The 26739-nt window shown below is 39.7% G+C and carries 23 protein-coding genes; 11 read left to right on the top strand and 12 right to left on the bottom strand.

Annotated features, from left to right (window positions below; translation table 11 throughout):
* The first annotated feature begins 16 nt into the window (after positions 1–16).
* A complete protein-coding gene (locus tag LEP1GSC203_RS02585) occupies positions 17–526 on the top strand; it encodes an acyl-CoA thioesterase (protein WP_002972695.1) in 510 nt (169 codons plus the stop codon).
* Here the strand turns inward: LEP1GSC203_RS02585 and LEP1GSC203_RS02580 are convergent.
* The 8 genes from LEP1GSC203_RS02580 to LEP1GSC203_RS02545 all read right to left on the bottom strand — a co-directional run bounded on the left by LEP1GSC203_RS02580 (position 523) and on the right by LEP1GSC203_RS02545 (position 12846).
* The gene (locus LEP1GSC203_RS02580) at positions 523–1146 is read right to left on the bottom strand and encodes a class I SAM-dependent methyltransferase (RefSeq protein ID WP_002972726.1); all 624 of its coding nucleotides are present in this window, start codon (positions 1144–1146) and stop codon (positions 523–525) included. The genes LEP1GSC203_RS02585 and LEP1GSC203_RS02580 overlap by 4 nt on opposite strands.
* A complete protein-coding gene (locus tag LEP1GSC203_RS02575; protein ID WP_002972456.1) occupies positions 1139–2362 on the bottom strand; it encodes an MFS transporter in 1224 nt (407 codons plus the stop codon). The genes LEP1GSC203_RS02580 and LEP1GSC203_RS02575 overlap by 8 nt, the downstream gene beginning before the upstream one ends.
* A 44-nt stretch (positions 2363–2406) precedes the next feature.
* A complete protein-coding gene (locus tag LEP1GSC203_RS02570; RefSeq protein WP_408605594.1) occupies positions 2407–2964 on the bottom strand; it encodes a gamma carbonic anhydrase family protein in 558 nt (185 codons plus the stop codon).
* Between the two features lie 26 nt (positions 2965–2990).
* Positions 2991–4952 (bottom strand): 7TM diverse intracellular signaling domain-containing protein, encoded by a 1962-nt coding sequence (locus tag LEP1GSC203_RS02565; protein WP_002972889.1) that lies wholly within the window; start codon positions 4950–4952, stop codon positions 2991–2993.
* Between the two features lie 47 nt (positions 4953–4999).
* Complete coding sequence (gene pheT / locus LEP1GSC203_RS02560) at positions 5000–7399, bottom strand: phenylalanine--tRNA ligase subunit beta (protein WP_002972783.1); 2400 nt, start codon at positions 7397–7399, stop codon at positions 5000–5002.
* 42 nt (positions 7400–7441) lie between these two features.
* A complete protein-coding gene (locus tag LEP1GSC203_RS02555; protein WP_002972287.1) occupies positions 7442–9526 on the bottom strand; it encodes a sensor domain-containing protein in 2085 nt (694 codons plus the stop codon).
* On the bottom strand, positions 9516–10760 hold the full coding sequence (locus LEP1GSC203_RS02550) for an amidohydrolase family protein (protein WP_002972272.1): 1245 nt from the start codon (positions 10758–10760) through the stop codon (positions 9516–9518). The genes LEP1GSC203_RS02555 and LEP1GSC203_RS02550 overlap by 11 nt, the downstream gene beginning before the upstream one ends.
* Positions 10761–10935: 175 nt before the next feature.
* Positions 10936–12846, bottom strand: a complete 1911-nt coding sequence (locus tag LEP1GSC203_RS02545) for a RecQ family ATP-dependent DNA helicase (RefSeq protein WP_002972486.1) — start codon at positions 12844–12846, stop codon at positions 10936–10938.
* Positions 12847–12906: 60 nt separating this feature from the next.
* Between LEP1GSC203_RS02545 and LEP1GSC203_RS02540 the strand changes: the two genes are divergently transcribed.
* The 7 genes from LEP1GSC203_RS02540 to ftsZ all read left to right on the top strand — a co-directional run bounded on the left by LEP1GSC203_RS02540 (position 12907) and on the right by ftsZ (position 21446).
* Positions 12907–14463: an MBOAT family O-acyltransferase gene (locus LEP1GSC203_RS02540; RefSeq protein ID WP_002972270.1), complete on the top strand. Its 1557-nt coding sequence runs from the start codon at positions 12907–12909 to the stop codon at positions 14461–14463.
* Complete coding sequence (locus LEP1GSC203_RS02535) at positions 14453–15730, top strand: hypothetical protein (RefSeq protein WP_002972155.1); 1278 nt, start codon at positions 14453–14455, stop codon at positions 15728–15730. Before LEP1GSC203_RS02540 ends, LEP1GSC203_RS02535 begins: the two co-directional genes overlap by 11 nt.
* A gap of 59 nt (positions 15731–15789) precedes the next feature.
* Positions 15790–17499 carry a caspase family protein gene (locus LEP1GSC203_RS02530; RefSeq protein ID WP_002972708.1) on the top strand — a complete coding sequence of 570 codons (1710 nt, stop codon included), beginning with the start codon at positions 15790–15792 and terminating at the stop codon, positions 17497–17499.
* Between the two features lie 295 nt (positions 17500–17794).
* Positions 17795–18160, top strand: a complete 366-nt coding sequence (locus LEP1GSC203_RS02525) for an LIC_10421 family protein (RefSeq protein WP_015681628.1) — start codon at positions 17795–17797, stop codon at positions 18158–18160.
* 113 nt (positions 18161–18273) lie between these two features.
* A complete protein-coding gene (locus tag LEP1GSC203_RS02520) occupies positions 18274–19005 on the top strand; it encodes a cell division protein FtsQ/DivIB (RefSeq protein WP_002972431.1) in 732 nt (243 codons plus the stop codon).
* A gap of 1 nt (position 19006) precedes the next feature.
* Positions 19007–20245 carry a cell division protein FtsA gene (gene ftsA, locus LEP1GSC203_RS02515; protein WP_002972687.1) on the top strand — a complete coding sequence of 413 codons (1239 nt, stop codon included), beginning with the start codon at positions 19007–19009 and terminating at the stop codon, positions 20243–20245.
* A gap of 10 nt (positions 20246–20255) precedes the next feature.
* Positions 20256–21446 (top strand): cell division protein FtsZ, encoded by a 1191-nt coding sequence (gene ftsZ / locus LEP1GSC203_RS02510; protein ID WP_002972594.1) that lies wholly within the window; start codon positions 20256–20258, stop codon positions 21444–21446.
* Between the two features lie 14 nt (positions 21447–21460).
* Here the strand turns inward: ftsZ and LEP1GSC203_RS02505 are convergent, their stop codons facing one another.
* From LEP1GSC203_RS02505 to LEP1GSC203_RS02495, 3 genes are read right to left on the bottom strand one after another with little or no spacing between them, the layout of a single operon-like run.
* Positions 21461–22867 carry a hypothetical protein gene (locus tag LEP1GSC203_RS02505; RefSeq protein WP_002972805.1) on the bottom strand — a complete coding sequence of 469 codons (1407 nt, stop codon included), beginning with the start codon at positions 22865–22867 and terminating at the stop codon, positions 21461–21463.
* A gap of 13 nt (positions 22868–22880) precedes the next feature.
* A complete protein-coding gene (locus LEP1GSC203_RS02500; protein WP_002972347.1) occupies positions 22881–23459 on the bottom strand; it encodes a hypothetical protein in 579 nt (192 codons plus the stop codon).
* 35 nt (positions 23460–23494) lie between these two features.
* On the bottom strand, positions 23495–24253 hold the full coding sequence (locus LEP1GSC203_RS02495) for a hypothetical protein (protein WP_002972308.1): 759 nt from the start codon (positions 24251–24253) through the stop codon (positions 23495–23497).
* Here LEP1GSC203_RS02495 and LEP1GSC203_RS02490 point away from each other — a divergent pair.
* Genes LEP1GSC203_RS02490 through ispF form a run of 3 tightly spaced genes read left to right on the top strand, consistent with a single transcriptional unit; the run spans position 24213 to position 26233 of the window.
* The gene (locus LEP1GSC203_RS02490) at positions 24213–24725 is read left to right on the top strand and encodes a hypothetical protein (RefSeq protein ID WP_039936996.1); all 513 of its coding nucleotides are present in this window, start codon (positions 24213–24215) and stop codon (positions 24723–24725) included. The genes LEP1GSC203_RS02495 and LEP1GSC203_RS02490 overlap by 41 nt on opposite strands.
* Before the next feature lie 21 nt (positions 24726–24746).
* Positions 24747–25733, top strand: coding sequence for a quinolinate synthase NadA (gene nadA / locus LEP1GSC203_RS02485; protein WP_002972932.1), 987 nt, complete (start codon positions 24747–24749; stop codon positions 25731–25733).
* A 5-nt stretch (positions 25734–25738) separates the two neighbouring features.
* Positions 25739–26233: a 2-C-methyl-D-erythritol 2,4-cyclodiphosphate synthase gene (gene ispF / locus LEP1GSC203_RS02480; RefSeq protein WP_002972601.1), complete on the top strand. Its 495-nt coding sequence runs from the start codon at positions 25739–25741 to the stop codon at positions 26231–26233.
* Here the strand turns inward: ispF and LEP1GSC203_RS02475 are convergent.
* Positions 26230–26685: a hypothetical protein gene (locus LEP1GSC203_RS02475; protein WP_002972658.1), complete on the bottom strand. Its 456-nt coding sequence runs from the start codon at positions 26683–26685 to the stop codon at positions 26230–26232. The two genes, ispF and LEP1GSC203_RS02475, sit on opposite strands and share 4 nt — an antisense overlap.
* Between the last annotated feature and the right edge of the window lie 54 nt (positions 26686–26739).

Genomic DNA, 26739 nt, shown 5'->3' with positions numbered 1-26739 from the left:
GGGAAGATATCCCATTGTGACGAATCCTAATGATTTACCTGCTAAATCACCTCAAGAATCTGCTGTAGAAACAAGGCATATTGTTCTTCCCAATGATGCAAACCATTACGGAACAGCATTCGGTGGGGCCATTATGAGCTGGATCGATTTAATCGCCGCCATGTCTGCCCAAAGACATTCCGGTCACGAAGCGGTTACAGTTAGTATTGATCGAATTAATTTTATAACGCCAATTCAAATTGGAGACCATGTTAACTTAAAAGCTATGGTAAACTTTGTGGGAACCACTTCGATGGAAGTCGGGGTGCAAGTCAATCGTGAGAATCCTTATACAGGTGAGATGGTTCGAGCTACTACAGCCTATCTGTCGTTTGTTGCATTGGATGAAAATAAAAAACCTTGTCCCGTTCCTCCCTTACGATTGGAAACAGATTTGGAAAAACGTAGGTTTGCTGAAGGCAAACTCCGGATTGAAATGGCAAAAGAATTTTCTGCCAAAATCAAAGCCGGTAGAAAGATCATTTAACAAACAATTTTCTTCATTTTAAATCTACCAAATACAAAGTTTTGAATTGTATTAAATGGAGTTATGTGGTCTTCCCTGTGGAACTCAACAGGTTCCAATTCGGGTGAAAAACTTTCTATTAATGATTTTTCCGTATATTGTTTAATTTCTAATCCGCTACATTTTTTAGGCCCATCTGTACTAAATGTCCCGATAATGAATTCTCCATCGGGATTTAATGATTTTAATAGAATAGATTTGTATTTTGCTATTGAAGTTGGATCAGTTAGAAAATGAAAAACGGCACGGTCATGCCAAATTTCAAAAGAGGTTTCTGAATGGAATTCTGTAATATCAGATACAACCCACTTTAAATTTTTGCCTTTGTTTCTGATTCGATTTTTGCACCGGTCTAGAGCATTTTTACTGATGTCTAAAATCGTAATGTTCTCGAAACCGAAATCTAATAGATAATCAACTAACAAAGATTCTCCGCCACCCACATCAATGATTTTGGCTGACTTTGGTTTTTGTGTGTTTTGAATTAGTTTCAAGGATAAGGATGGATTTGATTGTGTCCAACTTACTTCGTTTGGTTGTTTTTCGTGATAGATGGTTTCCCAATGTAATTGTTTATCCATGTATCTTTAATTTCCTTCGGTTGAGTTCGATATAAACAAGAATGAAAATTGTAATCAAAACTAAAAACGGTATACTTACCAAATTCAAACGAAGCCAGCCAATTTTATTTTCCAAATAACCTGCGCTATATGTGGATAAGATGGCCATTGAATAAACGATGGTGTCGTTAATGGCTTGAATTGTATTTTTTTCTGAAGGATGGTATTGTTCCACGAGTAAATTGGTACCACCCACATACATAAAATTCCAACCAATGCCTAGGAGAATTAATGCCACCGCAAATGGTAAAAATTCAGTTCCTTGGAGTGCAGCAAAACTTTCAAGTCCCATCACAAAAATTCCAAGTAGAATAAGATAAGGGGCAGTCATTTTTCGTACCAATTGTCCAGAGAAAAAGGAAGGGATGTACATTCCGAGGACATGCCATTGCAAAACAGTAGTGGACGCATGCATTGCGTGCCCATGAGTTTTCATCGCCACGGGTACAGCCGACATTAGCATTGCCATTAGCCCGAAACTGAAAGCAGTTGCCAAAACAGAAACCCAAAGTCCAAAGTTTTTAACATGATAGGAAAGCGGACGTAAGGCTTCTCTTGGTGAAGATAGTAAATCTGTCGTTTTGCCATCGTTTGTCGGTTTGGATTGTGTTGGGAGAAAACTGATAAAGACAAACTGCAAAGATAAACTAAAGATAAGGATGATATAACATCCCAAATACATTGAATCGGGAATGAGTTGGATGCCATGGAGACCTGCCAGTGGCCCTAAGAAAGCTGCAGGAATTCCGGCAATCAATATCCAAGACAAGGCACTTGCTCTGTCGTGAGTGGGAACTGATTCCATCGCAACAAATCGTAAGTATTGGATAAAGGATTGATGAAATCCATATAACAAATGTGCTACGGAGAATACTATAAAATTTCTCTCATACATTGCATAGGAAGCAAGTGCCGCACCCAAAATCCCAACTACTGTTCCTGAAAGTAATCCAAACTTGCTTCCTTTCCATTTCATAATCCGAGATGCGGGAACTAAACCAAGTAGAGTTCCGAGTATCACAAAAGAAATTGGTAAAGAAGCGGATTCGGGAGAAGGTGCGATACTCTGGCCTGCAAGTGCAGATACAGCCATGATCATCACTGATCCAATTTGAAATACAGTTTGGGTAATGGAAAAAATTCCCAGAATTTGGATTTTATCTATAATTTTTTTCATAGGAAATGTGTTACTTAGACTTTATAAAAATGGTTTTAGGCATTTTAGATACTTAACTTTGTGATGATTTCTTTTGCCTGGGTTACAAAATGAACTTCTTCCTCTTTTTGGAAGGGAACAAAAATATTTTTTTCAAAACGAACAGATAGATGAGCGTATTCTATACATCCCGCAACTGTTAGTTCTGGTTTTGCTTTTCCAGGAAAAATTTTGATATCAGAACCATCGGGTACTACAAGAGATCTCGGTGGAATTTTTTTACCACCACGAATCATACAACCAGCAGCAATTTGAGAACCATCTCCAATTTCCGCGTTATCGAGAATAATAGAACCAATACCAATGAGAACCCCTCTGCCAATTCTACATCCATGGATCATTACATTGTGACCAACTAACGTCCATTCTCCGATTGAGATGGGACTTGTGCTATCTGTATGAAGAGTGGAATTGTCTTGGATATTCACATAACTTCCCAATTTGATTGAGTTCATATCTGCTCGAACCACGGCTCCTGGCCAAAGTGAAACAGAAGTTCCATACTCTATCATACCAAAGGCAGTAGCGAAAGGGTGGATGAATGGTTTTGTAAAAACAGGAATTTCAGAATAGGACATGGATAGCAAAATCAACTTAGACTTTGAATTTCGCAACCGATAAATGTAATGTCGTCTTGTTTTACATCACCTTCTGTAAACGATGCAAGTTCACTGAGTACTTTTGCCATTGTATGATCCAAACTCATCTTTAAGTTCTCTTTTAAAATTTCATACAACCGATCCTCACCAAATAGTTCTTTTTCTTCATTGAATTGTTCAAAAATTCCATCAGTAAACAAAAAGATACGATCTCCCTCTTCAATTTGGTGTTCAATGATTCGGTATTGGGTATGATCCATAAGTCCAATGATTTTACCAGTTCTTGGAAGTAGTTTTATGTCATAAATTCTCTGATGGATTTGGTCAGGATGACCTGCCGATGCATAAAAGAGTAATTTGTTTTTTAAATCAATATCGCAGACCGAACAAGTAAAAATGGTTTGGATATTGCTGTATTTATTTATAAAGATTTGGTTCATGTGGAAAACCAAATCATCAGGATGGTCGTAAATCATTTTTAATGATTCGTATTCAGCTTTGATGGCCATTGTAATAAGAGCTGCTTGGATACCGTGTCCTGTGGCATCTGCTACAAAAATTCTATAGTAATCTGGTTTTACTTGTGTTAGGTCATAAAAATCTCCACCTACTTCTGACATTGATTGGTAGTAGGAATGAAAATGAATTCGTGGATCACTAGTTTTAATATCCGAAAACAAAGTTTTTTGGATTTTTTTGGCAACGTTTAAATCTTTTTTAATTAGATTCAACGATTCATCTAATGTTTTTGTACGTTCCCTTACTTTTTCTTCGAGAGTGATAAGAGCTTCGGCTTGTGTTTTGGCCTTTTCTTCTTTTAATTCATTGATTTTATTTGCAAGGGCTAAAGATAAAATTGCAGCCTCTAAAGTGGACCCAATTTGGTTTCCATATATAGTAAATACATTTACTGGTAAAATTCCATTTTGCATCAAAGTATACATCAGAATTCCAAATAATAATGTACTCCAACCAATTAAGAATAACCTAGCTTGTTTGTTTCCTGTGCTGTAGTTTACAACCGCTACAAAAAGAATGGAAACAACAAATAACTGAGCAATAAAATTCCCCAGACGAACTGCGATATTAATTGGTAGATAGGCATAAGGAATTAATATGTAAAATAAAACAAGGACCTTGAGAGATTGAATCAATCTGTTTGGCCAAGGGTTCAGTTCTCGAAGATTTAATGTTTGTTGAGCAAAAGTCCAACCAGATAATGCTGAACAAGTAACAATGACACTTCCAATTCGATTATGAATCTCTGGATGATCTAATGTGATTATTTGGTTCAAGATACCATTTAGATACATCTGTAACATAAGATTAAAAAATATAGAGATCGAATAGGAAATGTATGCTTTTTCTTTTAAGATAAAATAAATGAATAAATTATAGATTACCATTATGAATATGGTTCCATAAAAAAAACCTAAGATTGTATTTTCTAAATTTTCTTTTAAGTAAAATGTTTCTTTTGAGTAGAAACGAATCAAGTAACTGATATTTGATGATGATTTGGTTTCTAAAATGATTGTTTTGGTTTCATTTTGATTCCAATCTAATTCGAATGCAATGGATTTGGAAAATGCGTCCCAATGCGAATGAGCAATAAAATCTCCACCTTCTTTGATCGGTTCTGGATTTCCTTCTTCATAGACTCGTACCATGTCTAAGTGAGGGTTTCCTAAATCAAGAATCAGTCTGTTAACAGCGGTTGGATTGTTGGCTTTGATACGAAGGTAAACATGATCAGATTGAAAACCCAAACTTAAGTTATTTTTGAATATAGGAGTCCATCGAAGTTTTTGAAAATTGACATCTTCGCCTAAGGCGATCGCATAATCGATTTTTTGCGGAACAAAACTGTCGTCAGAAATGGATTTTTGAATTTCCAATCGGGAACAAGACAAAGCAAGTCCCGACAAAATGACTGTTAGTAGTGTCCGCATAAACTCGGATGATTTCCCGATAAAAATCGGGTTTTGTCAAAGCAAATTTATCGTAGGCTGTATCCGTTCGCTTTGGCCGTTTCTACAAGGGAATCAGAAAGTTCTTTAAACCTTTCTTGGGTAAAGGTTTTGTCATAGGACATAAGTTGAAATCGGTAAGTAACAGATTTTTTACCCACACCCACAGAGTCTCCTTGGAAAATGGTCTGAACAAAAACAGATTCAAGTTCTGGAATTTTCATGGTTTGAACTAAGTTGGCGAAGGATTCGGTAGAATCTTTTTCGTTCATGAGTAAGGAAAGATCGAGTTGGCCTTGCGGAAAGTTGGAAGGAGGAATGAAATGAGAATTCCTTCCCAGTTTTTCCCAAACATCAACTAACTTCTCCATATTGATTTTAGAAAGAATGGCTCGTCGTTTTAGGTCATAGTCATCCGCATAACGCGTGTGAAGGATACCCAACTCGGCTATTTCCGTTCCATCATAAGTAAGGACAAGCCCAGCATTGGGATGAAAGTAGTTTCTATTTGATTTTGTCCATTCGAACTTAGGTAGGTTTAAGTATTGGAAAAGTTCTGAAATGGTTTCTCTTAAATTAAGAAATTCTAATTCAATCGCGGATAAGTCATTCGGTTTGTTTTTAGAAAGAGATAAAATCGTGATCCATCGTCTTTCTTCTGCAAGTTCAGATCCTTTCCCTTTTTTATGGTAGGTTCGTCCTAACTCAAAAAGATTCACTGTTTCGAATCGATCTTGGTTGAGTTTGGCTTGTTTGATTAGTCCAGGATACAAACTGTTACGTAGTAACGAGTGTTCGTCGGGCATTTCGTTTGCAATTTTTAAAGATGAACTTTCCTCTGATGCTTCTAATTTTGCATCCGTGGGAGAGGCAAATGAGTAATTATAAACTTCATTAAATCCCACTTCTAAAGCGAGAAAGTTTTTCACTCTTCTTTCCAATTCGCGGAGTGGATTTCGAATTGGAGTTTCCACTGCCATCGAAAGGGCTAATGTTTGGATGGAAGCATAACCTATGGTCCGGCCAATTTCTTCTACAAGGTCTTCTGGAATGGTCACATCATAATTCTGTCTGTATCTTGGAACAAGAACGGAAAGTTCTTCCCCATGGTTCGTCACAGTAAAACCAAGTCGATGTAAGATCTCTGTGACTTCGTTTTGCGAAATGTTTTTTCCTAATTTATGACGTAAGAAAGTAAGATCCGTTTTGATTGTGACTGATTTTGATTCTGTATGGTTGAAACCTTGTGGTTCATAAACTTTGATGTTTGGATTTCCATTTTCTTTTAACAGTTGGATCGCACGGTGAATCACCGACAAACAAGTGTAACTATCTAATCCTTTTTCATAACGAACTGCAGATTCTGTGCGAATATTGGTTTTTCGAATGGAAAAACGCACATCTTCTCTTTTAAAAACAGCCGATTCCATCACAATATTTTTTGTATTATCGGTAACAGCCGATTCTTTCCCACCCATAACACCTGCTAAAGCTACAGGATCTTTTCCGTTTTGGATTAGGAGAAGGTCTTTTTGTAATTTGGGAGTAGTATCATCTAATAGAGGGAAGGATGTTCCTTCTTCAGATTTCACAACGGAAAAGGTTGTGGATTGTAATGTTTCTCTATCAAAAAAATGGGTAGGTTGTCCCAGTTCCAAAAGTAAATAATTGGAAACATCCACAACATTACTGATCGAACGAATTCCACATTTTTCGAGTCTTGATTTGATTTTGGGAATGGAAGGGGCTACATTTACATTTTGGATGGAACAAACATAATAGGCATGAGCATGTTCTGATTTTGTAACCGAAAGACCGTCATTTCCTGATTCTAATTTTGTATCTTGTTGGAATGGAAATTCATTTAAAGGCAATTGGAGTTGGGAGGCAAGTTCCCTTGCAAATCCAAAATGATTCCAAAGGTCTGGTCTATGAGTGATCGATTTGTTATCGATAGTAAGAATGGTATCTTCCCATAAAAAAAGTTTCCGAACAGAAATTCCAAGAGTTGTCTCTGGTGGAAAAATCAAAACACCAGAAGATTCTAAGGCTAGACCCAATTCTTTTTCGGAACAATACATCCCTTGGGAACGAACACCGCGCAGTTCCGAATCTAAAATTTCTTTCCCGTCTAGTTTGGTTCCAGGAAGAGCCAAAGGAACAATGTCTCCGGCTTTTACATTAGTGGCCGCTGTGACAATTTGGTAATCTTTGGTACCATCACTTGCGATGGTGGTTGTTAGTTTTTCCGCATTCGGATGTTTTTCAAGTGATTTGATTTTTACTGTGATAACTGATGATAGGTGGAGTCTGAATTCTTCCACATCATCAATTTCGCAAATGGATGTATTAATTTTTTCCAGAACCTTATCAAAAGGGATCTGGGAGAGCGGGGTAAATTCGTTTAACCAATCAACTGAAAGTTTCAAGTGAAATCCTTAATTGATAAAAACGGTGGGAAAGCGAACGGGTCAATCCGAAATTCCAAGTTCTGTCTTCAGAAAATGAAGGCAATCCTCGGAAGTCATCGGTTTGGCAAAGAAAAATCCTTGGATGAGATCCACTCCACTTTCCGCAAGTAATTGCACTTGTTCTGCAGTTTCCGCCCCTTCTGCAACCACACTCAAACCAAGGTTATGTGCTAAGTTGGACACAGCGTGGATGATGGTTTTGGAGTCTTTGTCCGTTGTGATTTCAGAAACAAAAGAACGGTCAATTTTTAAAGAAGAGATGGGGAGTTTTTTTAAATATCCCAAACTACTATATCCTGTTCCAAAGTCATCAATGGCAATTTTGGCCCCGAGTTTCCGAATTTCTTGCATGGTGCGAACGGCTGCATCTGCGTTTTCCATAACGGAACTTTCCGTGAGTTCCACTTCCAAGTCATGTGGATCCACTTTAAATAATTTCAAATTTTCTGCTATGGTCGAAATCAATCTTTCGTGTTTGAACTGTTTGGTGGAGATATTCACTGCCATCGAAACTTCATTGATTCCTTCATCTTTCCAAATGCGCATGGTTTGGATCGCTGATTTGATCACCCATTCCCCAATCGCTAAAATCATACCCGTTTCCTCGGAAATAGGAATGAATACATTGGGAGAAATGAGACCTCGTTCGGGATGTCGCCAACGAATTAGTGCTTCCACTCCCACAGGTTTTCTTGTATAAAGATCGATTTTGGGTTGGTACATCAAAGTGAATTGATTTTCGATGATAGCAATTCGCATTCGATTTTCGATCTCTAATCTTTCTGCGACTACTGTTTGTAATTCTTCTGTAAAAAACACATAACAGTTTTTGCCTTGGGCTTTCGCAAGGTTCAGAGCACTGTCTGCATTTTTTAAAAGTGTGTTAGAATCTTTTCCATCTGTTGGGTATAAGGCGATCCCAATGGAGATATTCACAAAAATTCTTTCACCATCGATCACAAAGGGATGAGTCATCGCATCCAAAATAGATTCTGAGATAACAGCGGCATCTCTTTCATTCGATAAGTCTGGTAATACTACTGTGAATTCATCTCCCCCTTGCCTACTAATCAAATCATACACGCGTATACTTTCGCGGATTCGGTAGGCAACGAGTTTAATGATTTTGTCACCAAAGTCGTGGCCTCTTGAATCATTGATGATTTTAAAGTTGTCCAAATCAATGGCAAGAACTCCCACGAGGTTTCCATGCCTTCTTGCTTCTTCAAAAATAGGAAAGAGTTTATCAATCAATGAATTACGATTGGGAAGGTTTGTGAGTTGGTCAAAAAAAGCCATATAGGCAATTTTTTCTTCGGCATGTCGTCTTTGAGTGATGTCGAGGAAGGCCACTGCCAATCCAAAGTTCTCAAGTGGAATGGGGGTGGCTAAAATATCAAACCAAGTGATTTTATCTTCCTTAATCATGCCAATTTCTAAATTTCGAATTACTTCTTTGTGACGAAGGGCCCGCATGAGACTAGATTTTCTTGGATAAATTTTGTTCCCATTGGGTTGGATGAGAGTGTACTTTCGAATGTTTAAGGTTCTGTTTAAAAGTTCACCGTCTTGGATGTTAAAATAAGTCCGAGCTGTTTTATTGGTTTCAACAATTTTCCCTTTTTCATCTGTGATGGCGATTCCCATCGGTAGGTTGTCAAAGATCGATTTGTACTTTTGTTGTTGCAGGAGAAATTCGAACGATATGTCTTTTTGGATGGTGACATCGCGGTCAAAAGCCAGAATGATTTTGGATTCTCGTAAAGGAATGAGTAACCAAATGATCCAAACTTCTTCCTTAGATTTTGTAACCAGTCTATTTTCAAAATTTACAATATTCGGATTCTCACCCAAACGATCAAAGGTATCTTTTGTGTTTTCTTTGTCGTCTTCTTGGGTAAAATCAACAATGGATTTACCAGCTATCTCTTTGGGTTCAAATTCGAGAAACCTGGCAAATCGTTCGGTAACAGAGATAAAATTACCTTCCCAATCCATCACTTGAAAGCTATTGGGATACTCCGCAAGGAGTGACTTAACTGTGAGTCCAGAGAGAATTTTACTGCCTAATGGCTCATTTTGCATGAATTTCTTTGCCTAAAAAGTAAACTGATTCGATGGATCCAGGGAAACTGAATCCTTCAAAGGGTGACCAGCCGGACTTACTTTTAACCATTGATTTTTGAAATTCAACTGGTTTTTTTAAATTTAGGATAGAAAAATTTGCCGCATAACCTTGGTTAATGACTCCAACCCCTTTCCCAAACTTTTCTGGTAAGTAGGCGGAAACGAACTCACCCGGGTTTTTGGAACATATTTTTGCAATTGTTGTCATCGGAATGTTTAGTTTGAGTATCATATAGGTGACAAATAACCCGTAAGTATCGAGTTGTGAGATGCCGCTCGTGCCTTTTTGTTTTTCTTCAATGGAATGAGGGGCATGGTCCGTTGCTAAATAGTCAATATGCCCATCGAGAATTCCTTTTACCATGGCTTCGCGGTCTTCTTTGCCCCGTAGAGGTGGGTTCATTTGAAACCACTTGTGGTTGGTTTCTGTTAACATATCGGTATCGAACATCAAATGAGTGGGGGTGACTTCACAAGTGACATTCACTCCTCGCTTTTTAGCCGCGATGATTTTAGAAAGACCGTCTTTTGTCGAATAATGGCAAAGTTTTCCTTTTAAGTTGTACTTCTCAATGAGATACAAGGCAAAGTCAGTGGCAACAGTCTCTGCTTCTTTCGGGCGTCTTTCTTCATGGGTGGGCTGTGTTTGGTTTGCGATTAGAATTTCAGGATCTTCACAATGGAAACTAATGTCCTGGCCAACATAATGTTTAATTACTTCTTCTAAAGAGGCATTGTCATGGAAGAACAATTCTCCAATCGATGGACCCATAAATACTTTATAAGGAACCTTTTTTTCTAAAGGTTTGGTATGAGGTCCAATGCCAGCATACAATGTTATATGGATAGGAGATTTTGTAGTGAGCGCTTGTTTGGCGGCATAAGAGGCATCATCGATAGGAGGAATAGGGTTATTTGGCATATCAGCCACATGGATCACACCCCCATTGATGGCAGCATTACCAGCAGAGATAAAATCTTCCTTATAAGTATGTTTTCCACTGACGTCTTCTCTCGCATGGATGTGAATGTCTCCAAAACCGGGAAAAATGACAGAACCATCGGAAAACTGGTGGGCTTCGGGATCGATCCCTTCTTTTACATTGGTGATCAGTCCGGAATTGGGATCAAAAGAAATCGTTCCTTCAAATTCTCTTTCGTGAGTTACAATCTTCCCTGCAATTTTTTCCATTTTGCCCCTATGAATCTGCAGATTCTAAGAGTCATGGAAAGTTTCAAGGGAATTTACTTGGCATATGACTGAATAGAACCTTGTTCCCAATGACTAATCAAAGGGCCTAAGTTCCAAGTTGTCTATGGATTCTGATATGATTCCCAGTTCGGGATAAGGTTTTCAATAAAGTAACTCATTCGTTCCATTTGGACAAAATTTCGATAATATCATTTCCGAACCGTTCTACTTTTGCAGGACCCACACCTTTAGTGGCTTCGAGTTCAGAAAGAGATCTTGGTTTTCTTTCCGCAATTCGTTTGAGAACCGGATTTTGAAATACCATAAACTTTTTCCATTTGAGTTGTCTTGCCTTGCGATCACGATAATTCATCAGTTCTTTTAAAATTTGCGAATTGAGTGTGGGAGGTTTTTTGACTTTTCCATTTGAGCTACCCGTCTCATCAGAGTTAGATGAAGTTGCTTTCGATTTTATTTTTGCAAAATTGGGTAAATAGAGTTTTGGGTATTTGGCGCCTGCCACCAAAACTTTTTTTTGTTCTACCCATGTTTCTAGTTTTGCGACCACAGCTTCTTCGGGAATCCCATCCAACTTTCCATGAAAGGGATTTCGTTCCATTCGATACCTTAGGACATCTTTTGTTCGTTTGCCCACAAGAGTTTTGGCAATGATGGTTTTTCCAAATACAGCCGGATGTTCTTTTAAAAAGTTTTGGATGGTTTCTTCTTCCCATTCGGAAAGGGGATAGTCCCGTTTTTCATTTTTCTTTTGAACCTTCGCGGCTTCTGTTTTTAAAAACTTAGAACGATGGAGATTGGCACCAATTTCTGTACAGATATCACAACTTCCACAAGGGGAAATGGTTTCTCCAAAATAAGAACACAGTTGGACCTGCCTACATTCTTCTTTATTGGCATATTCCTTTATGTATTTGAGGAGAGTGTCTCCTCCTTTGAAGTTTGTCTCTTTGGACAACATAAAGGTTTGGGTGGCGACATCACCGGCTTTGTAAAACAAAACACATTCTGAACCAAGTCCATCCCTTCCTGCACGACCTGCTTCTTGGTAATAAGCTTCGAGTGAGGCTGGAACTTGGTAATGCACCACCAAACGAACATCAGGTTGGTCCATTCCCATTCCAAAGGCATTCGTGGCCACAAGGATCGGAACTTTTCCAGAGGTATAAGCATTTTGGGTTCTTTCCCGGATCCCATCGGTTCTGCCCGCGTGGTACTTTCCTACAGAAAATCCAAAGTCTTTCAAAAGATCATACACTTCATCGGTTTTTTTCCGAGTGGCACAGTAGACAATGGCACGTCCCGGAAATTTTCTTCCATCTTTCCATGGTTCTAAGAGTTCAATCAGTCGATCGGCTTTGTCTCGTTCGGCGGCAGGGTATTTTACACTGAATTTTAAATTGGGTCTAAAAAATGTAGATAGGACTACTGTCGGTGTCTTCATTCCCAGAGAGGACTGTACATCCGTTTGGACTCTTTCTGTAGCAGTTGCCGTTAAGGCAAGGATGGGAAAGTTAGGGCGAGGGTGGCGCTCTCGTAAAACATGGATTTGGCGGTATTCGGGTCGAAAGTCGTGACCCCATTGAGACACACAATGAGCTTCATCCACTACAAGTGAAAACAAATCCAATTCCCGAAAGATGCGAAGAAATCCGTTGGAAAGTGCCCTTTCTGGAGATACGAGTAAAACTCGAATTTCTCCTTTGACAGATTTGGCAAGGATGGTCATTTGTTCTACTTCGTCTTGGGTGGAATTACAAAAAGCGGCAGGAATTCCTTTGGCAAGTAAACTCTCTGTTTGGTCCTTCATCAGGGCAATGAGTGGAGATATAACTAATGTTAGTTTGTTAGTTTGGATGGCTGCGGGAAGTTGGTAGATCAGAGACTTTCCAGCACCCGTTGGTAAAATGGCCAACGTATCTTTGCCCTCGAGTACGGAGCGAATGGCCTCTTCTTGGCCCGGGCGAAATTCCGAAAAACCGAATTTGGTTTTGAGTTCCGAACGTAGATCCAAGGTAACTCTCAAGATTTCCTGAATTCCGAACGGGTCAACGATAAGATTCCGCATTTTAACCTCATTTTTTCAATTTTACAGAATCGAGTGACCCGGAAATTGTAACGAAGACCGATGCTTTTTAATACCTTTGTCTTTTTAATCTTCTTTCTTTTTGTGTATGCGGTCTTTTTGGGATTCGGATGGTTCGCTGGTAAACAGAAATGGGCCTACCGCGCACAAAACCTTTGGTTGTTACTCGCCTCCTATTTTTTTTATGGATGGTGGGAGTGGTTTTTTCTCATCCTCATTCTGATTAGTACCATCATCGATTATTGTGCTGCCATCTTTATTGAAGGAACAGAAAACAAAACTCGTCGTCGTCTCTATCTATCAGTTTCGATTATAGCTAACTTGGGCCTACTCTTTACCATGAAGTACTACGATTTTTTCGCAGTAAACCTCATTGACTCTTGGAACCAATTGGCTTTGTGGCTCGGTTCTTCTGCGGCAACTGATTCCCATACTTATTTATTACGAAATATCATCCTGCCTGTAGGAATTAGTTTTTATACCTTCCAAACCATGTCGTACACCATTGATGTGTTCCGAAAACAAATCAAAGCAGAGCGCGACTTTTTTGATTTTGCATTATTTGTGAATTACTTTCCACAGCTTGTGGCAGGTCCCATTGAACGTGCAGAGGACCTTCTTCCTCAATTGAAAAAACCAAAATTCCCAACTCTCGATGGAGTGCAGAAAGGATTGTATGACATCCTTCTTGGTTACTTTATGAAGGTCTATGTAGCAGATAACCTCGCCACATATGTAGACCAAGTATTCCTTGCAGGAAAGTCTTTATACACTCAAAATCCTGATATCATCCAAGCCATGGACGGCTCCCAAGTTTTTGCCGGTGGATTTTTGTTCTTAACGCAGATTTACTGCGACTTTGCTGGTTATTCATTTATCGCCTTGGGAGTGTCACGACTTCTTGGTGTCACTCTCACAGTAAACTTTGAAACACCAGAATTTTCCAAAACTCCAACTGAGTTTTGGAACCGATGGCATGTAACACTGAATCGGTGGTTTCGGGATTATATTTATATCTCTCTCGGAGGAAGTAAATACGGAAAGTTTGCCCAGTATAGAAACTTATTTATTATCTTTTTTCTATCAGGACTTTGGCACGGAGCCAATTGGACCTTTATTACCTGGGGTTGTTTGCAAGGTGTTTACACAATCATCTATCTAGTTGCCTTTGCTAAAAAGAAAGAAAACCAAAAAGAGTTGGAGGAGGTCACAAAACCTTCGTTACTGGAAAAACTCTTCAGTATTCTTTCGGGAACCTTTAGTCGTATCTTAATTTATTCACTTGTTGCTTTTAGTGCTGTGGGTTTTCGATCTTACGATGCTCATATGATGTTTTTGTACATGAAAAAATTCTTATCCGTTTGGACTTGGGATTTGAATCCAAACAATAATATAAAAGATATAGTTGGGCTTTTTGGTGAGTACTTTAAAATCTTTATACCACTCCTTATCATTGATGGAATCACATATTTCAAAAAAGAAAGGTATTGGGTTTTTGTTTCTCATCCGGCCATCCAAGTTTTTGTTTTGTTTTTTATGGGATTTCTCATCTTAACTCGCGGGATTTTTGGAAAGGAGGTAATCTACTTTGCGTTCTAAATTTTTAGGAATAGGGATCACCCTCTTTTTGTTTTTGGTATTGGAGTTAGTCGTTCGGTTTACTGGAATTCACTATTTGGAACAACCAGAAATCTTTTTTGTAAACTTAAAGAAAAATTTTGTAGAATCAGGTAAGGGTGATGCCGAAGTTCTTGTGTTAGGTGATTCTCGGTCGATGGCACTTGCCGGTTATGCCAAACAGGACGGAATAGAATATTCTGTTTATAATCATAGTTTACCTGCCATGGGACCAAAGTATTACCGTTTCTTTTTGGATAAATATCTGAAAAAAGGAAATGCTAAACCAAAGATGGTTTTGTTTGCCGCATCCCCCAAGTTATATGCAACAGGATATGGTCCACCCCTCTATGATCCCGATGCCAAGTCTGTAAAAGAAAACGAATCTCTTTTTGCCTATATGAACCGGCGCTGGCACGAAGGAATCGAAAAGAATTTTTTTCGCACTCCGACTCCTACGAATATCATCAGCTATAGTGGAAAACAAGAAGATGCCAACCAAATCCTTTGGGAATTTTTTGGACATCGTTACCTGCATCAATTTACATTTTCGGAACTATCAGAACAATACTCTGGTATAGAACGATTGTATATTCTTTCGAAGGCCACTCCACTTCTGTACGAATCCTATCGTTTTCATGGAGCCATTCGTAATTCCTTAAGCCAAACCAATTGGAAGGTAGATAAAAACTACAAAGAACGATCTTTGTTTTGCGAGTCTTGTGAAAATGTGGAAGCGGGACTTTGTAAACCGGCATCCTCTCAATTGGAAGACAATCTCACCATCGAAGACCAAATCAGTCGCCATTTCGGAAAGTATAATATTTCCAATCGATTGAAACCTGAACTAGTCCTCTTTTCGAAAGAATTGATTCGCAAGGAACTGGATGCAGAACTTGCCAATCCACAACCATATGTGTATCACAATCCTGACTTTGTTGTTTTAAAAGATTTAATCGAATACACCCGTTCGCGGGGGATCCAATTCGGAATGGTGTATATGCCTTGGATGAAGGAACGCCAAGAATCAAAGGAATCCAAAGACCTGCTGGCCGATCTAAAAACTTTTTTTAGAGAAAATCCAGAGGCGGAACTCTTTTTCTTTCCTGATTCTTCCTACCCAAGTGACAGGTTTGTAGACAATATTCATTACGATTGCCGAGGAGAAAAACGAGTAAACGAAGAATTTCGTAATTATGTTCTTCCTCAGGTGTTCCGTTTTTTGCATTCCAAAGAAAAATCCAATTGATTTCCGATTTCCGGTGATGGAGAATGAGGCACTCCATCCGGATAAGAGGAAACCCAATCATGTTTTCGTTTCGAAACATATTTGTTTGTATTCTATCAGCCTATCTCATCGGTTTACCGGTGTTCGGGCAGAACCGTTATGCGTTGTTCATTGGAACTAACTACAAAGGTAACACAGCCAAAATCCCTGAGTTGAATCTCTGTGAAGCAGACGCAAACTTCCTAAAAGAAAAAATCCAAAAGAAAGGAAACTTCAAGGATATCAAAGTCCTGTTAGGTTCCATGGTCACTCGCGACAATGTAAAGAACGCGATTTCCCAATTGGGTAAAGTTGTGGGAAAAGAGGACTCAGTATTTTTATACTTCTCTGGCCACGGAATGTATATGAAAGATGCGAAGGCAAAAAACGGAATGCGTAACTACCTCATTTGTTACGATCGCCCTCATATCTCCGATGAAGAATTAAACGAATTTTTAACAGATATCAAATCCCAAAAGACAGTTCTCGTCATGGATTGTTGTTATTCGGGAGGGATTGCCAAAAAAGGAAAAAATACCCGAGGGGCAGCCGAAATTCCGATCGCCCAAGGAAATGATGGGGTAGTCCGCCAAAACGCAGAAGATTACTTTTTCCAAGACAAAGCTGTCATTTCCTCCTCGGATGATGACCAAACTTCCATCGAAGTGGGGGGAACGATCAACCATGGGATCTTCACTTATAACTTTGGAAATGCTCTAGAAAAAGGGGATTTAAACAAGGACAGTGTGGTAACAGCCCTCGAAGCCTTCTTTGTTGCCAAAGAAGAAACGGTAAAGATGGCTCGCCAGTTCAACCACGAACAGACCCCACAAGTTTCTGGGAATGCGGCAGGGATCTTTTTATCAGGTTCGCCAAAACCACAAACTCCTCCACCAAAACCTCCCAACGTAGTCATCAACGTTCCCATCACACCGGTGGAAAATACAACTCCGCCGAACAATAATACAACGACACCTCCTGTAACACCAGAACCGGAACCAACACCGGCCAATGAAACGACTGTGGTCATTCCGCCGATCGTGGAAGTGGAACCACCGGCACCTCCTTCTGTCACAACAGGAAGTATCCTCATCCGAACTTCCATCATCAAAGACAAATCTTACGGGGGAGCCGCAACCAAGTCACCTTACGACCTTCTCAACAAACAGGGAAAATTAAAATCAACACCGCCAGAAGACAAAGTGCGTACGATCAAAGTCCTTGTGGATGATCAGGAATACACATCCCAAGTCACTACGGAGAAATCGAAAATCTGGGGATCTGTGACTAAAAACGGAACCTTAATTCAGGGAGATATCTACAATGTGAAGATTGACAACCTCCCTGCCGGAGTACACCAAATTGAAATCCGTGCGGACAAGTATCCTATTTACAAGACCGCTACAGCAGTACTTCCGAAACAGACTGTGACTGTGGATGCGATCAATTCCATGGATGGATTTGGAGCGATTCGGGGCCGAGTGTTCTACAAAACCTTGGACAACCCCATCGAAAAACACCCCATCTACATGCCCACTGTGGTCTCGACAAACCAAATCTTCAAAGTCACAACCGACAAAGATGGATACTTTTGGTTTACCAACTTAAAACCGGGCAAATACGAAATCCGAGCTAGTTTCATGGAAGAAATGAAATTGGAAAATTCGGAAATCCATGTGAAGCCGGGAGAAGTGACCAATGTGGACATCATCCTCAATAAAAAATTGAGTTATACCAAAACCAAATACTGACCAAAACTTAAGCCAGACTTTGGCATTGAGAAAAAAAAACCCTCTCCGGAGGGTTTTTTTTTGCATTCCTAGGAGCCAACATTCCTGTTTGGAACCCTGTTATGAAACGAAACGATTAATTTTAATCAAAAAAAGATTAAAATTAATCTAAGATTGTCTTTTTTTCGTGATTTTGCCATAACATGGGGAAATTCTCTGTAATTTCCGATTGAATTTAATCGGGATGAGATGATTCTTTGAGTCATAGAATAAAAAGGGAATCGGAAAAAGAGGTTCCCACTCTAGAGAGGATCACATGAAAACAACAAAGATTATCGCAACAGGGATCTTGGCTATGGGACTTGCAACAGCAAATCTTTACGCTTTAGATACAAACGAAAGATTAGAGCTTTTGGAGTCTGCTATGATTGAACAAGCAACCACTCCGGCGCAAAAATCTGCAGTTTCGGAATACCTAGCGAACATCGCAAAAGAAAAAGTAGAGATGGCTCAGGCACTTCGTGACAGAGCAGGATCTACTCGAGGTGGTAAGGCTCTTAGCCAAATGAACGAGAAGAAAGAACTTCTTCGCCGTGCTGAGGCTCTTGAAAAAGAAGCCAAAAAATACCAAACTATCTCTATGGACCTAAGCCAAGGTTCTATGAGGGTAGCACAAAACTAAGCACCTCAAATTACATTTGAGACTAGCGAGAAAGGTCAGGTTCGCCTGGCCTTTTTTTGTGCCCTGTTGATAAATGCTTTCCAAACAGCCTAACTATGTGACATAATCAATATATGGTTGACACCCCCCCAGAAATCAAAGAAAAACGATTTGGGCGTGTGGTTCCGATCCTTTTGGTCTTAGTGGGTCTTTTGGCTCTAGGACTTGTCTTTCGATGGGGTCGACCCGTGAAACCAGTGGTTCGTGTGGAATGGGAAGGTCTTGTAGCTCTCTCCCCACCTGAGGTTTTGTCGTATCTAGGAGTGGATCCAAAAGCCCCAAACATTGGGGATTGGAAGGATTGGGAGAAGCGACTGGCAAATCATCCGAGGATTCGGAAGGTTAGAATCACTCGTGATCCCGATGGATTTTTGATTATCAACTTACAGGAGAAAGTCGCCGAATTTGTCATACATGTAGGAAATTCCCTGTATGAAGTGGATGAAGATCTGGAAATAATATCCAGAGATCGAGTGTTAGCTGATCACTTAATAGTGATTAGTGGGCAGTTCACCGTTGGGGAACAGAAACTAGAAGGCAGACAAATTTTTGATATCACCAAAGAAATGCGACATGCTCTTTCCTTATACCCTGCACTCAAATCAAGAATCTCAGAACTTGCCGTCGAACGTGATGGAAATTATACATTGTATTTAAAATCACCGAACCCCATAAAAGTATACTTAGGTGATAAGTTAGAATTGAACGTGTTTCGCAAATTGTATGCATCCTTGGCATATATGGAAGCAGAATCTGTAAAAGTTGTTTCCATAGATTTAAGAGGAGAGGACGCCGTTTACCATTAATATGACCTATGATGACGCACCTATCATAACTGCTTTGGATTTAGGATCCTCACTGATTAAAGTTGTCATTGGGCGACTTGTGGGTGATCACGAAATCGAAATTATTGGAACGGGAGTGTATCCTTCTGCCGGTATCAAAAACGGATCTATTGTTAATATTGAAACTACAACAAAGTCCATCATAGAGGCGTTTGGTGATGCTGAACTCATGGCTGGCCAAGAAGTGAATACAGTAGTAGTCAATGTTTCAGGAAAGTCTGTCAATGGATTCAATGAAAAAGGTATCATTGCTGTTACCAACAGAGAACGAATCGTTTCAGAAACAGATATCATGCGTGTAGTTGAGGCGGCACAAGCAGTTCATATTCCGAACGACCAACAAGTCATCCATGTCCTCACAAAAGAATTCAAAGTAGATGACCAAGTTAATATCAAAGATCCCATTGGAATGACAGGTGTTCGGTTAGAAGCAGAAGTACATATTGTATCTTGCGGAAACACAGCACTCAACAACATTGATCGTTGTGTAGAACAAGCCGGCCTTTTACAAATGGACCGAGTGTTATCAAGTCTTGCCTCTTCCGAAGCCATCCTAACTTCAGGAGAAAAAGATTTAGGAACCGCGGTCATTGATATCGGAGCTGGAATCTGCGACATCATCATCTATGTTGATGGAGGAATTGCTTTTTCCTCCGTGGTTCCCTTCGGTGGGTTTCATATTACAAGTGATATTTCTATTGGATTAAAAACCACTGTGGAAACAGCGGAAGTGATCAAAAAACGTTATGGTCACACTCGCATTGATATGGTGGATCCTACAGAAAAATTCGAAATACCTTCTATCTCAGGAAGGCCTTCTCGATCAGTTTTCCGTCAAGAGCTTGTGGAAATTTTGGAACCGAGAGTTCGTGAAATTTTAGAAATGATCGATCATGAACTTGTTCGTTCGGGATTTAAGTCAAGTTTGGCGGGAGGAGTTATTCTTACAGGAGGAACTTCTCTTTTGCAAGGAATAGAAGCTACTGCTGAGGAAGTATTACGTTTGTCAGTTGGTCGCGCAAAACCTGCCGGCCTTAGTGGACTTGTCGATAAAATTTCCTCTCCCGAATATGCCACTGCAGTTGGTCTTATTAAATACAGTTCAAAAATACAAAACCTAGAACAAAGAAACATGCATTCCGGATCTGATTCAGACGGTTGGATGAAGAAGGTTCGTCGTTGGATGGAGAATAATCTCTAAGGATATGTCGATGTTGTACCTAGAAGAAGAAAAAACAAGCCCTGCCATTATCAAAGTCATTGGAGTTGGTGGAGGCGGAATGAACGCAGTCACTCGTATGGTTCATTCCAAAATGACAGGTGTTGACTTTATCGTTATGAACACCGACGAACAAGTATTATTAAAATCTCCCGTAGAAGTCAAAATCCAATTGGGTAACAAAGTCACCCGTGGGATGGGTGCTGGTGGTGATCCAGAACTGGGAGAAAAGGCTGCCCTTGAAGACAAGGAACGAATTGTTTCGGCCCTCAAAGGTGCAGATATGGTTTTTGTCACTGCAGGTATGGGTGGTGGAACAGGAACGGGAGCTGCTCCTATCATTGCAGCTATAGCCAAAGAAATGAAATGTTTGGTAGTCGGTGTCGTGACGGTTCCATTTTCTTTTGAAGGAAAACGTAGAGCTGAACTTGCTAAACAGGGAATCGACCAACTTCGTGCGAACGTAGACACACTGATTACTATACGTAATGATTCTATCTTTCAAGTTGTGGATAAAAACACTCCTGTAGATATGGCATTTCGAGTTATCGACGATATCTTGTTAAACGGGGTTCGTGGAATTAGCGATATCATCAACCATCCTGGAATTATCAATGTAGATTTTGCCGATGTAAAAACCATTATGAAAGATACAGGAGATGCGATTTTAGGTGTTGGTGAAGGGAGCGGAGAAACTCGTGTGAGTGAAGCCGTGGAACAAGCCATCAATAACACTCTTCTCGAAGATTCTAGCATCCAAGGGGCAAAATCTCTTCTCATCAATGTGACCGGCGGGAATGATCTCACCATTCATGAATGGAATGAGGTTTCGCAAATTATCACAGCACAAGCAGATCCCGATGCCAATATCATCATTGGACTGAATGAAGACACAAGTCTTTCGGACCAAATCCGAGTGACAGTGATTGCTACAGGTTTTGCCAAAAGAGGAAAACAATACCAAAGAGAACAAAAGGTAGTGGGTTCTGAAGAATCTATTTCGCCTATGGTTTACATTCGGAAAAGTGAAGATAAGGAATCTGGTCTAGGAAAGGAACAAGAATTTTCTCGCAGTATTCGCCAGACAAACCGAGGATTTTCTTCTCAGAAACAATCCTCCCCGTTCCAGAACTACGGAGAGGATTACGACATTCCAGCTTTTTTAAGAAGAAAGAACGACTAAAAGATTTTTTCTAATTAGTTAGAATAGGAACGAACAGAGACAAACAGGGGTTTGTCGGCTTCTACAAAAAGTTTTTTAGGTGCTGATGTGACAACAGAACCTGGAGACTCAACCTTAAAGTCGTATTCTCCTGGTGCCAAAAGAATTCTTTTGACTTGAAAATTTGCAGGAATGGTTCTCCAACATCGTAAGTCAGGAGCAATCGTTTGGGATACAGCAAGACCGGCAGCTGCACCAGCTGCTACTCGAATGAGACTGGATACCAAATCATTGTTTTTATTTTTTCCACCAGATTCGATGGCACGAGCCATAGCTTCCGAGGCAATCACAGCAGCCACTATCTTTAATGACAAAGAGGTTAGGTTCTTTGTGATGAGAGTTTTGTAATTTTCATTAAAGTTGTTCATTGCTGTTTCGGAATAGTTGTTCATGATATCCGAATACCCAACATCGACACCATTAATGTAGTATTTTTTAGGAAGGGAACCTTTTGGGTCTCTTTCTTTGTAGATTGGAATTGGATTTTCAGCAACAGATAAAGCTGCTACTGCTCCCGCAAGAGAAGCACCTGCACCTTTTGCACGTAATCCTATCTCCACAGCCCCTCTTAAAGCAACCGCAAAGTATTCATCGTCCATGAGTTTTCCCCTAGACATTTTGATCGCGGATTTACCAGCTTCATGAATGATGATGACTTCTGAAAGTTTTTCATTTTCTGGCGAAGTTCTTTGCATAGAACTATTGTAAGCCTGTAAACTAGACCTACCCGCAGCATATTTAGATTGATCAGCAGAATCTCCTTCTCTCACAGCTAACAAGTATCTGTCGGCAATTAGGTTTTGGCTTTTTCCAATGAGTTGTTCCATGTTTTTGTATTGGACACGGGCATCATTGTAACGACCCAGTTTTTCAGAAACATAGGCATCAATGAGCCTAGCTGCATTGTTTTGGCGGTATTCAGCGGCCAAAAAGCGCATTTCTTTTAATTCAAAATCAAGTCTTCGGAAATAAATTTTTGCGTTATTTGTATCCCCTTGGAGGAGGTAATTATTCGCAATATAGAACTTAATCATGACTCTTTCAAAGTCTTCCCCGGTATAATTGGATTCGTTGTCGGAAAGAATAAACGAAATTCCTGACCTCGTCATACTGACTTTGATATTGTCTGCTAAGTCTTCTGCTTCCTTAAAAACTTTATTGGAAGTTTCGTAATCGCCTTTGGTATGAAAGATCATACCTGCTTCCATTAAAAAAAGAAGTTTGTCTTTACTGGAAGAACCTTCATAGAGTTTTCGAATTTTAGGAATGGCAGAGTCATAGTTTTGCCCGTAGTACGCCGATTCGGTTGCTTCAATGATTTTGTTATAATCACTGGCACAACCGAGGATGAAAAGAGAGAGAAAGAGAATTGTTTTTTTCATGGATTGAGACGGACTACCAGCTAACCCCTTTATTTCCTCGAACCGCAAGTTTGCGATAAGAAACTTTTTCAGACCATACAGCGATGGTTGTTTCCACTTCTACAAGTTCAATGTTGATGGATTGTTCTACGATTTTTTCTCCATCAGAAGTAAACATGTTTTCGTTGATATCACAACGAACAAAGAAGTTGGGTGATTTTAGTTTTCCAATGGAAAGTCGGTTGGAAGTGAGTCCGGACAAACTGAACTGAATCTCGTTGAGAGACTGTTCTCTTGTTTTAGTGCGTACAGTGTAAATTTTACTTTTGATGAGTTTGGAAACAAAAGCGTTATCAAAAAGTTCTGTTTGAATTTGTTCTGAAGTATCGTTACGTGTAGGGAAGTGAGCAACAAAGACACCTTCTTCATGTGGGTTTTCTTTAAAGTACTCCCCAATTTGGCCTGCTAGTTTGTCAGCAGCTTTTACCAATTCCTGGCTTGTAAGCCCACCTGAGTCGGAGATATAATCATCAGCGTTGTCAAGTCGTTTGGGACTGCTACTGCATTGGAATAAGAATCCTACTAAGAGAAAGGAGAATAGAATTTGTTTCATAACCCCACTTATATGGGGGTTACAACCAAGACTTGTCAATTCCAAAAATCGACTTTCAGTTCCTCTTGTTTTGCACTGCGGTAAGAAGTTTTTTCCTCTTCGGACATTTCTAACATTTCTCTTGCGTAAATCAACTCAACCACTTGGCGAAAAAACATAGGGCTTTCCCAGGCTTGGATTTCCCATTTTTCGGTTTGGTAAAGTTCCTCCTTTTTCCTAAGAAAGATTCGTTTTCTTTCCCGAGAATAACTGTAGGGATTTTTCTGAACATAATCTTCTAGAAAAGATAAAAGCAAAACTGGCGGGGTGGTGGGGTGTTTAGGAAAAAGGATGGAACGAATGACAAGAGGAAAAATTTCTTCAGACAAACGATTCACAGCTGTTAGTTTTTCATAGGAGGTAAGTCCTTCTGTTTGTTCCACTTCTAAAGTTTTTTCCTTCCAATTCATAAAGGCGACATACACTGCGTAAAGTACATGGCCTCTTTCGTCAGGATAAGTTTCGAGTAAATAGGTGTAGGTTTTTTCCCTATCCCCTTTCCAAAGATAGGATTCTTTTCCACGAAGTGTTTCTAAAAAATCGCGTAAATCCGAAGGATATCCGGGCCCGAGGAGGACCTCTGGACGATTTTGTAACCTCTGCCAATAAACCTCGGAATGGGAATCGAAGGAAGATTGGGTAGGATCTGACTTCGTTTTTTTCAGAAAAAGGAAATAGACAAGGCCAACCAAAAGGAGGGAAAGTAGAATCAGTATGAAAAGGAAGGTGATGGTTTTCTTTTTGTTAACAGGCATTGTCTTTATGGCAGATGGTTGTAGGAAAGAATCGAATGATGATTCGGAAACGGAATTACTGAGTTCGATCCTTTCGCAGGGGAACGCCATTAATTCCGCCTGTCAAAGATTTATTTTATCAGAAGCAAATTGTGTGGCAGTTTCCGACTCTAGTTTGAACGTTTGTTCTGGTCTTATTTCGCGATTGAAAGGGGAAATCCTTCCACAAGAATTAAGTACAGATGCTGTTGCCATTTTATACTTTGATTGTTTTGCAAAAATCAATTTAACTTACAATATCTCAAAGGCTTGTAACCAGAATTCTTTTAATTCTAATTCCGATTACAGGAGAGTCCAAAGAACAGGGACTTCTCAAGCGGAACTATCCTGGCGCGTAGCTTTTAACCAATGTGGGTCTTTGGAAAGTGAGGTTCCACCCGCAGACTCTGGGCTTCGAGAAACAGACACCATCCTTCGTTCCGATCCGTTTTAATATTTCCTTTAGGAGTTTACTATGTCACTAGTAACAAAAGACCAACTGGTTCAAAAATTAAATCCCATTTACCTTCCGCATGAAATTGAGGAACGGATCCTACCTTTAGCGGAAGAAATTAACCGTCTCAAAAAAGAGAAAAATGCGGTGATCCTTGGTCATAACTATATGACACCCGATGTGTTTTGGGGAGTATCTGATATCATTGGGGATTCTTTGTATCTTTCTAAAATGGCAAAGGAAACCAAGGCAGCCATGATCCTCTTCAATGGAGTTCATTTTATGGCAGAAACTGCCAAAATTTTATCTCCTGAAAAAAAGGTTCTCATTGCCGATCCAAAAGCTGGTTGTTCTCTTGCCGAGTCCATTACGAGAGATGATGTCAAAGCATTGAAAGCCAAATACCCTGGTGTTCCCGTTGTAACGTATGTCAACTGTTCGGCGGAAGTAAAAGCAGAAACCGATGTTTGTTGCACTTCTGCCAATGCTGTCCAAATTGTAAATGCTGTGGAAGGGGACACTGTAATATTTTTGCCAGATGAATATTTGGCTGGAAATGTGCGAAACCAAACATCCAAAACCATCATTTCTCACCCAGGACGTTGTATGGTGCACGAAATGTATACACCCGAAGATATTCGTTCCGCAAAACGATTGTTCAGTGAAGGTCTCACTGTAATTACACATCCAGAGTGTCATGAGGATGTTGTGAAGGAAGCTGACTTTTCTGGTTCAACTTCGCAAATGGTGGATTTCATCCGACAAAGTAAAACCAATAAAATTATGCTTGTGACAGAGTGTTCGATGGGTGACAACTTACGTGCGGAATTTCCTGAAAAAGAATTTGTATCGACTTGCCAAACTTGTCCGCATATGAAAAAAATTACTTTGGAAAAAGTGCGAGATGCCCTTCTCAAAGAACAGTTTGAAATCTTTTTAGACGAAGAAGTGATTCGCCTCGCTCAAAAGTCAGTGAATCGTATGTTAGAATTGAGTTATAAAAAGTAGGAACTATGTTTAGAGTTGGAAACGGAATCGATTTTCATAAATTAATCCACGAACCTTTTCGCCCGCTAATATTGGCTGGGGTTGAAGTAAAATCGGAATTTGCCTTTCTTGGTCATAGTGATGCTGATGTGGTTTTGCATGCAGTGGCAGATGCCATTCTCGGTGCCTTAGCACTTGGTGATATCGGGGTTCATTTTCCTGATACAGACCCACAATACAAAAATATGAAATCCACTCGTATCATTGATAAATGTTTGGAACTGATGGCAGAGAAAAAATACAAACTAGTGAATGTAGACTGTACCTATGTGGGAGATCATCCAAAAATCAATCCCATTCGTGCAGAGCTCAATGCATCTTTAGCAACTATCACTAAGTTACCGTTAGATTGTGTTTCGATTAAAGCAACTACCTCGGAAGGGATGGGATCACTCGGTCGAAGTGAAGGTGTGATGGTTATGGCAACGGTTCTACTCGAAAGTACAAAGTCTAAATCTTAAAAAAGATTTTGTTTTCCTTGGGCGATGTGGTCGAGATCGGCATCACTAAAGAATAAAAATAGAAGTTTGGAAACTGTGTTAGGACTGGTTTCCATTTCCCATTTTCCATGGATGCGAACACCGTTCTGTATGGGTTCCAACCGATAGGACTCTTTTAAGATCCGGTAGTGTTTAAAACCTTCTGCAGAAATTTGGAACTCTATTTGGCCTTGTGTGTTCGCGGAAGTTGTAGTGCATTTTACCGTTTCGCCCATGATTTTTGTTTCCCAACTTTCGTTAGCGACTGGTAATCGAGAGGATTTCGGTTGGAATGAGTCATAAAGAACTTTTTGAACCAGTTCTGGTTTGTTTGTGACTTCCCATGTCCGTTCCAAATGAGTTTCACTTTGTCGGAATACAGCAATACCAAAGACCAAAACAAAAACACCAAAGACACGAAGATACCAAACCATATCTCCATTGAAAAATCTATTGCCTAGGGATCGATTGAAATTTATTTTTCTCCT

Source organism: Leptospira terpstrae serovar Hualin str. LT 11-33 = ATCC 700639, assembly GCF_000332495.1.
In the GTDB taxonomy this organism is placed as follows: Bacteria; Spirochaetota; Leptospiria; order Leptospirales; family Leptospiraceae; genus Leptospira_A; species Leptospira_A terpstrae.
The sequence above is the reverse complement of the archived record's forward strand: the minus strand, read 5'-3'. Positions and strand labels throughout refer to the sequence as shown.

Excerpts from the sequence above, each read along its gene's own strand:
- LEP1GSC203_RS02490 (WP_039936996.1), top strand. The coding sequence starts at position 24,213 with ATGAAAAGGAAGGTGATGGTTTTCTTTTTGTTAACAGGCATTGTCTTT.
- LEP1GSC203_RS02500 (WP_002972347.1), bottom strand. The coding sequence starts at position 23,459 with ATGAAACAAATTCTATTCTCCTTTCTCTTAGTAGGATTCTTATTCCAA.
- LEP1GSC203_RS02530 (WP_002972708.1), top strand. The coding sequence starts at position 15,790 with ATGTTTTCGTTTCGAAACATATTTGTTTGTATTCTATCAGCCTATCTC.
- LEP1GSC203_RS02580 (WP_002972726.1), bottom strand. The coding sequence starts at position 1,146 with ATGGATAAACAATTACATTGGGAAACCATCTATCACGAAAAACAACCA.
- LEP1GSC203_RS02540 (WP_002972270.1), top strand. The coding sequence starts at position 12,907 with ATGCTTTTTAATACCTTTGTCTTTTTAATCTTCTTTCTTTTTGTGTAT.
- LEP1GSC203_RS02545 (WP_002972486.1), bottom strand. The coding sequence starts at position 12,846 with ATGCGGAATCTTATCGTTGACCCGTTCGGAATTCAGGAAATCTTGAGA.
- ftsZ (WP_002972594.1), top strand. The coding sequence starts at position 20,256 with ATGTTGTACCTAGAAGAAGAAAAAACAAGCCCTGCCATTATCAAAGTC.
- LEP1GSC203_RS02475 (WP_002972658.1), bottom strand. The coding sequence starts at position 26,685 with ATGGTTTGGTATCTTCGTGTCTTTGGTGTTTTTGTTTTGGTCTTTGGT.
- LEP1GSC203_RS02505 (WP_002972805.1), bottom strand. The coding sequence starts at position 22,867 with ATGAAAAAAACAATTCTCTTTCTCTCTCTTTTCATCCTCGGTTGTGCC.
- LEP1GSC203_RS02575 (WP_002972456.1), bottom strand. The coding sequence starts at position 2,362 with ATGAAAAAAATTATAGATAAAATCCAAATTCTGGGAATTTTTTCCATT.
- ispF (WP_002972601.1), top strand. The coding sequence starts at position 25,739 with ATGTTTAGAGTTGGAAACGGAATCGATTTTCATAAATTAATCCACGAA.
- LEP1GSC203_RS02520 (WP_002972431.1), top strand. The coding sequence starts at position 18,274 with ATGGTTGACACCCCCCCAGAAATCAAAGAAAAACGATTTGGGCGTGTG.
- LEP1GSC203_RS02555 (WP_002972287.1), bottom strand. The coding sequence starts at position 9,526 with ATGCAAAATGAGCCATTAGGCAGTAAAATTCTCTCTGGACTCACAGTT.
- LEP1GSC203_RS02550 (WP_002972272.1), bottom strand. The coding sequence starts at position 10,760 with ATGGAAAAAATTGCAGGGAAGATTGTAACTCACGAAAGAGAATTTGAA.
- LEP1GSC203_RS02525 (WP_015681628.1), top strand. The coding sequence starts at position 17,795 with ATGAAAACAACAAAGATTATCGCAACAGGGATCTTGGCTATGGGACTT.
- LEP1GSC203_RS02565 (WP_002972889.1), bottom strand. The coding sequence starts at position 4,952 with ATGCGGACACTACTAACAGTCATTTTGTCGGGACTTGCTTTGTCTTGT.
- nadA (WP_002972932.1), top strand. The coding sequence starts at position 24,747 with ATGTCACTAGTAACAAAAGACCAACTGGTTCAAAAATTAAATCCCATT.
- ftsA (WP_002972687.1), top strand. The coding sequence starts at position 19,007 with ATGACCTATGATGACGCACCTATCATAACTGCTTTGGATTTAGGATCC.
- LEP1GSC203_RS02495 (WP_002972308.1), bottom strand. The coding sequence starts at position 24,253 with ATGCCTGTTAACAAAAAGAAAACCATCACCTTCCTTTTCATACTGATT.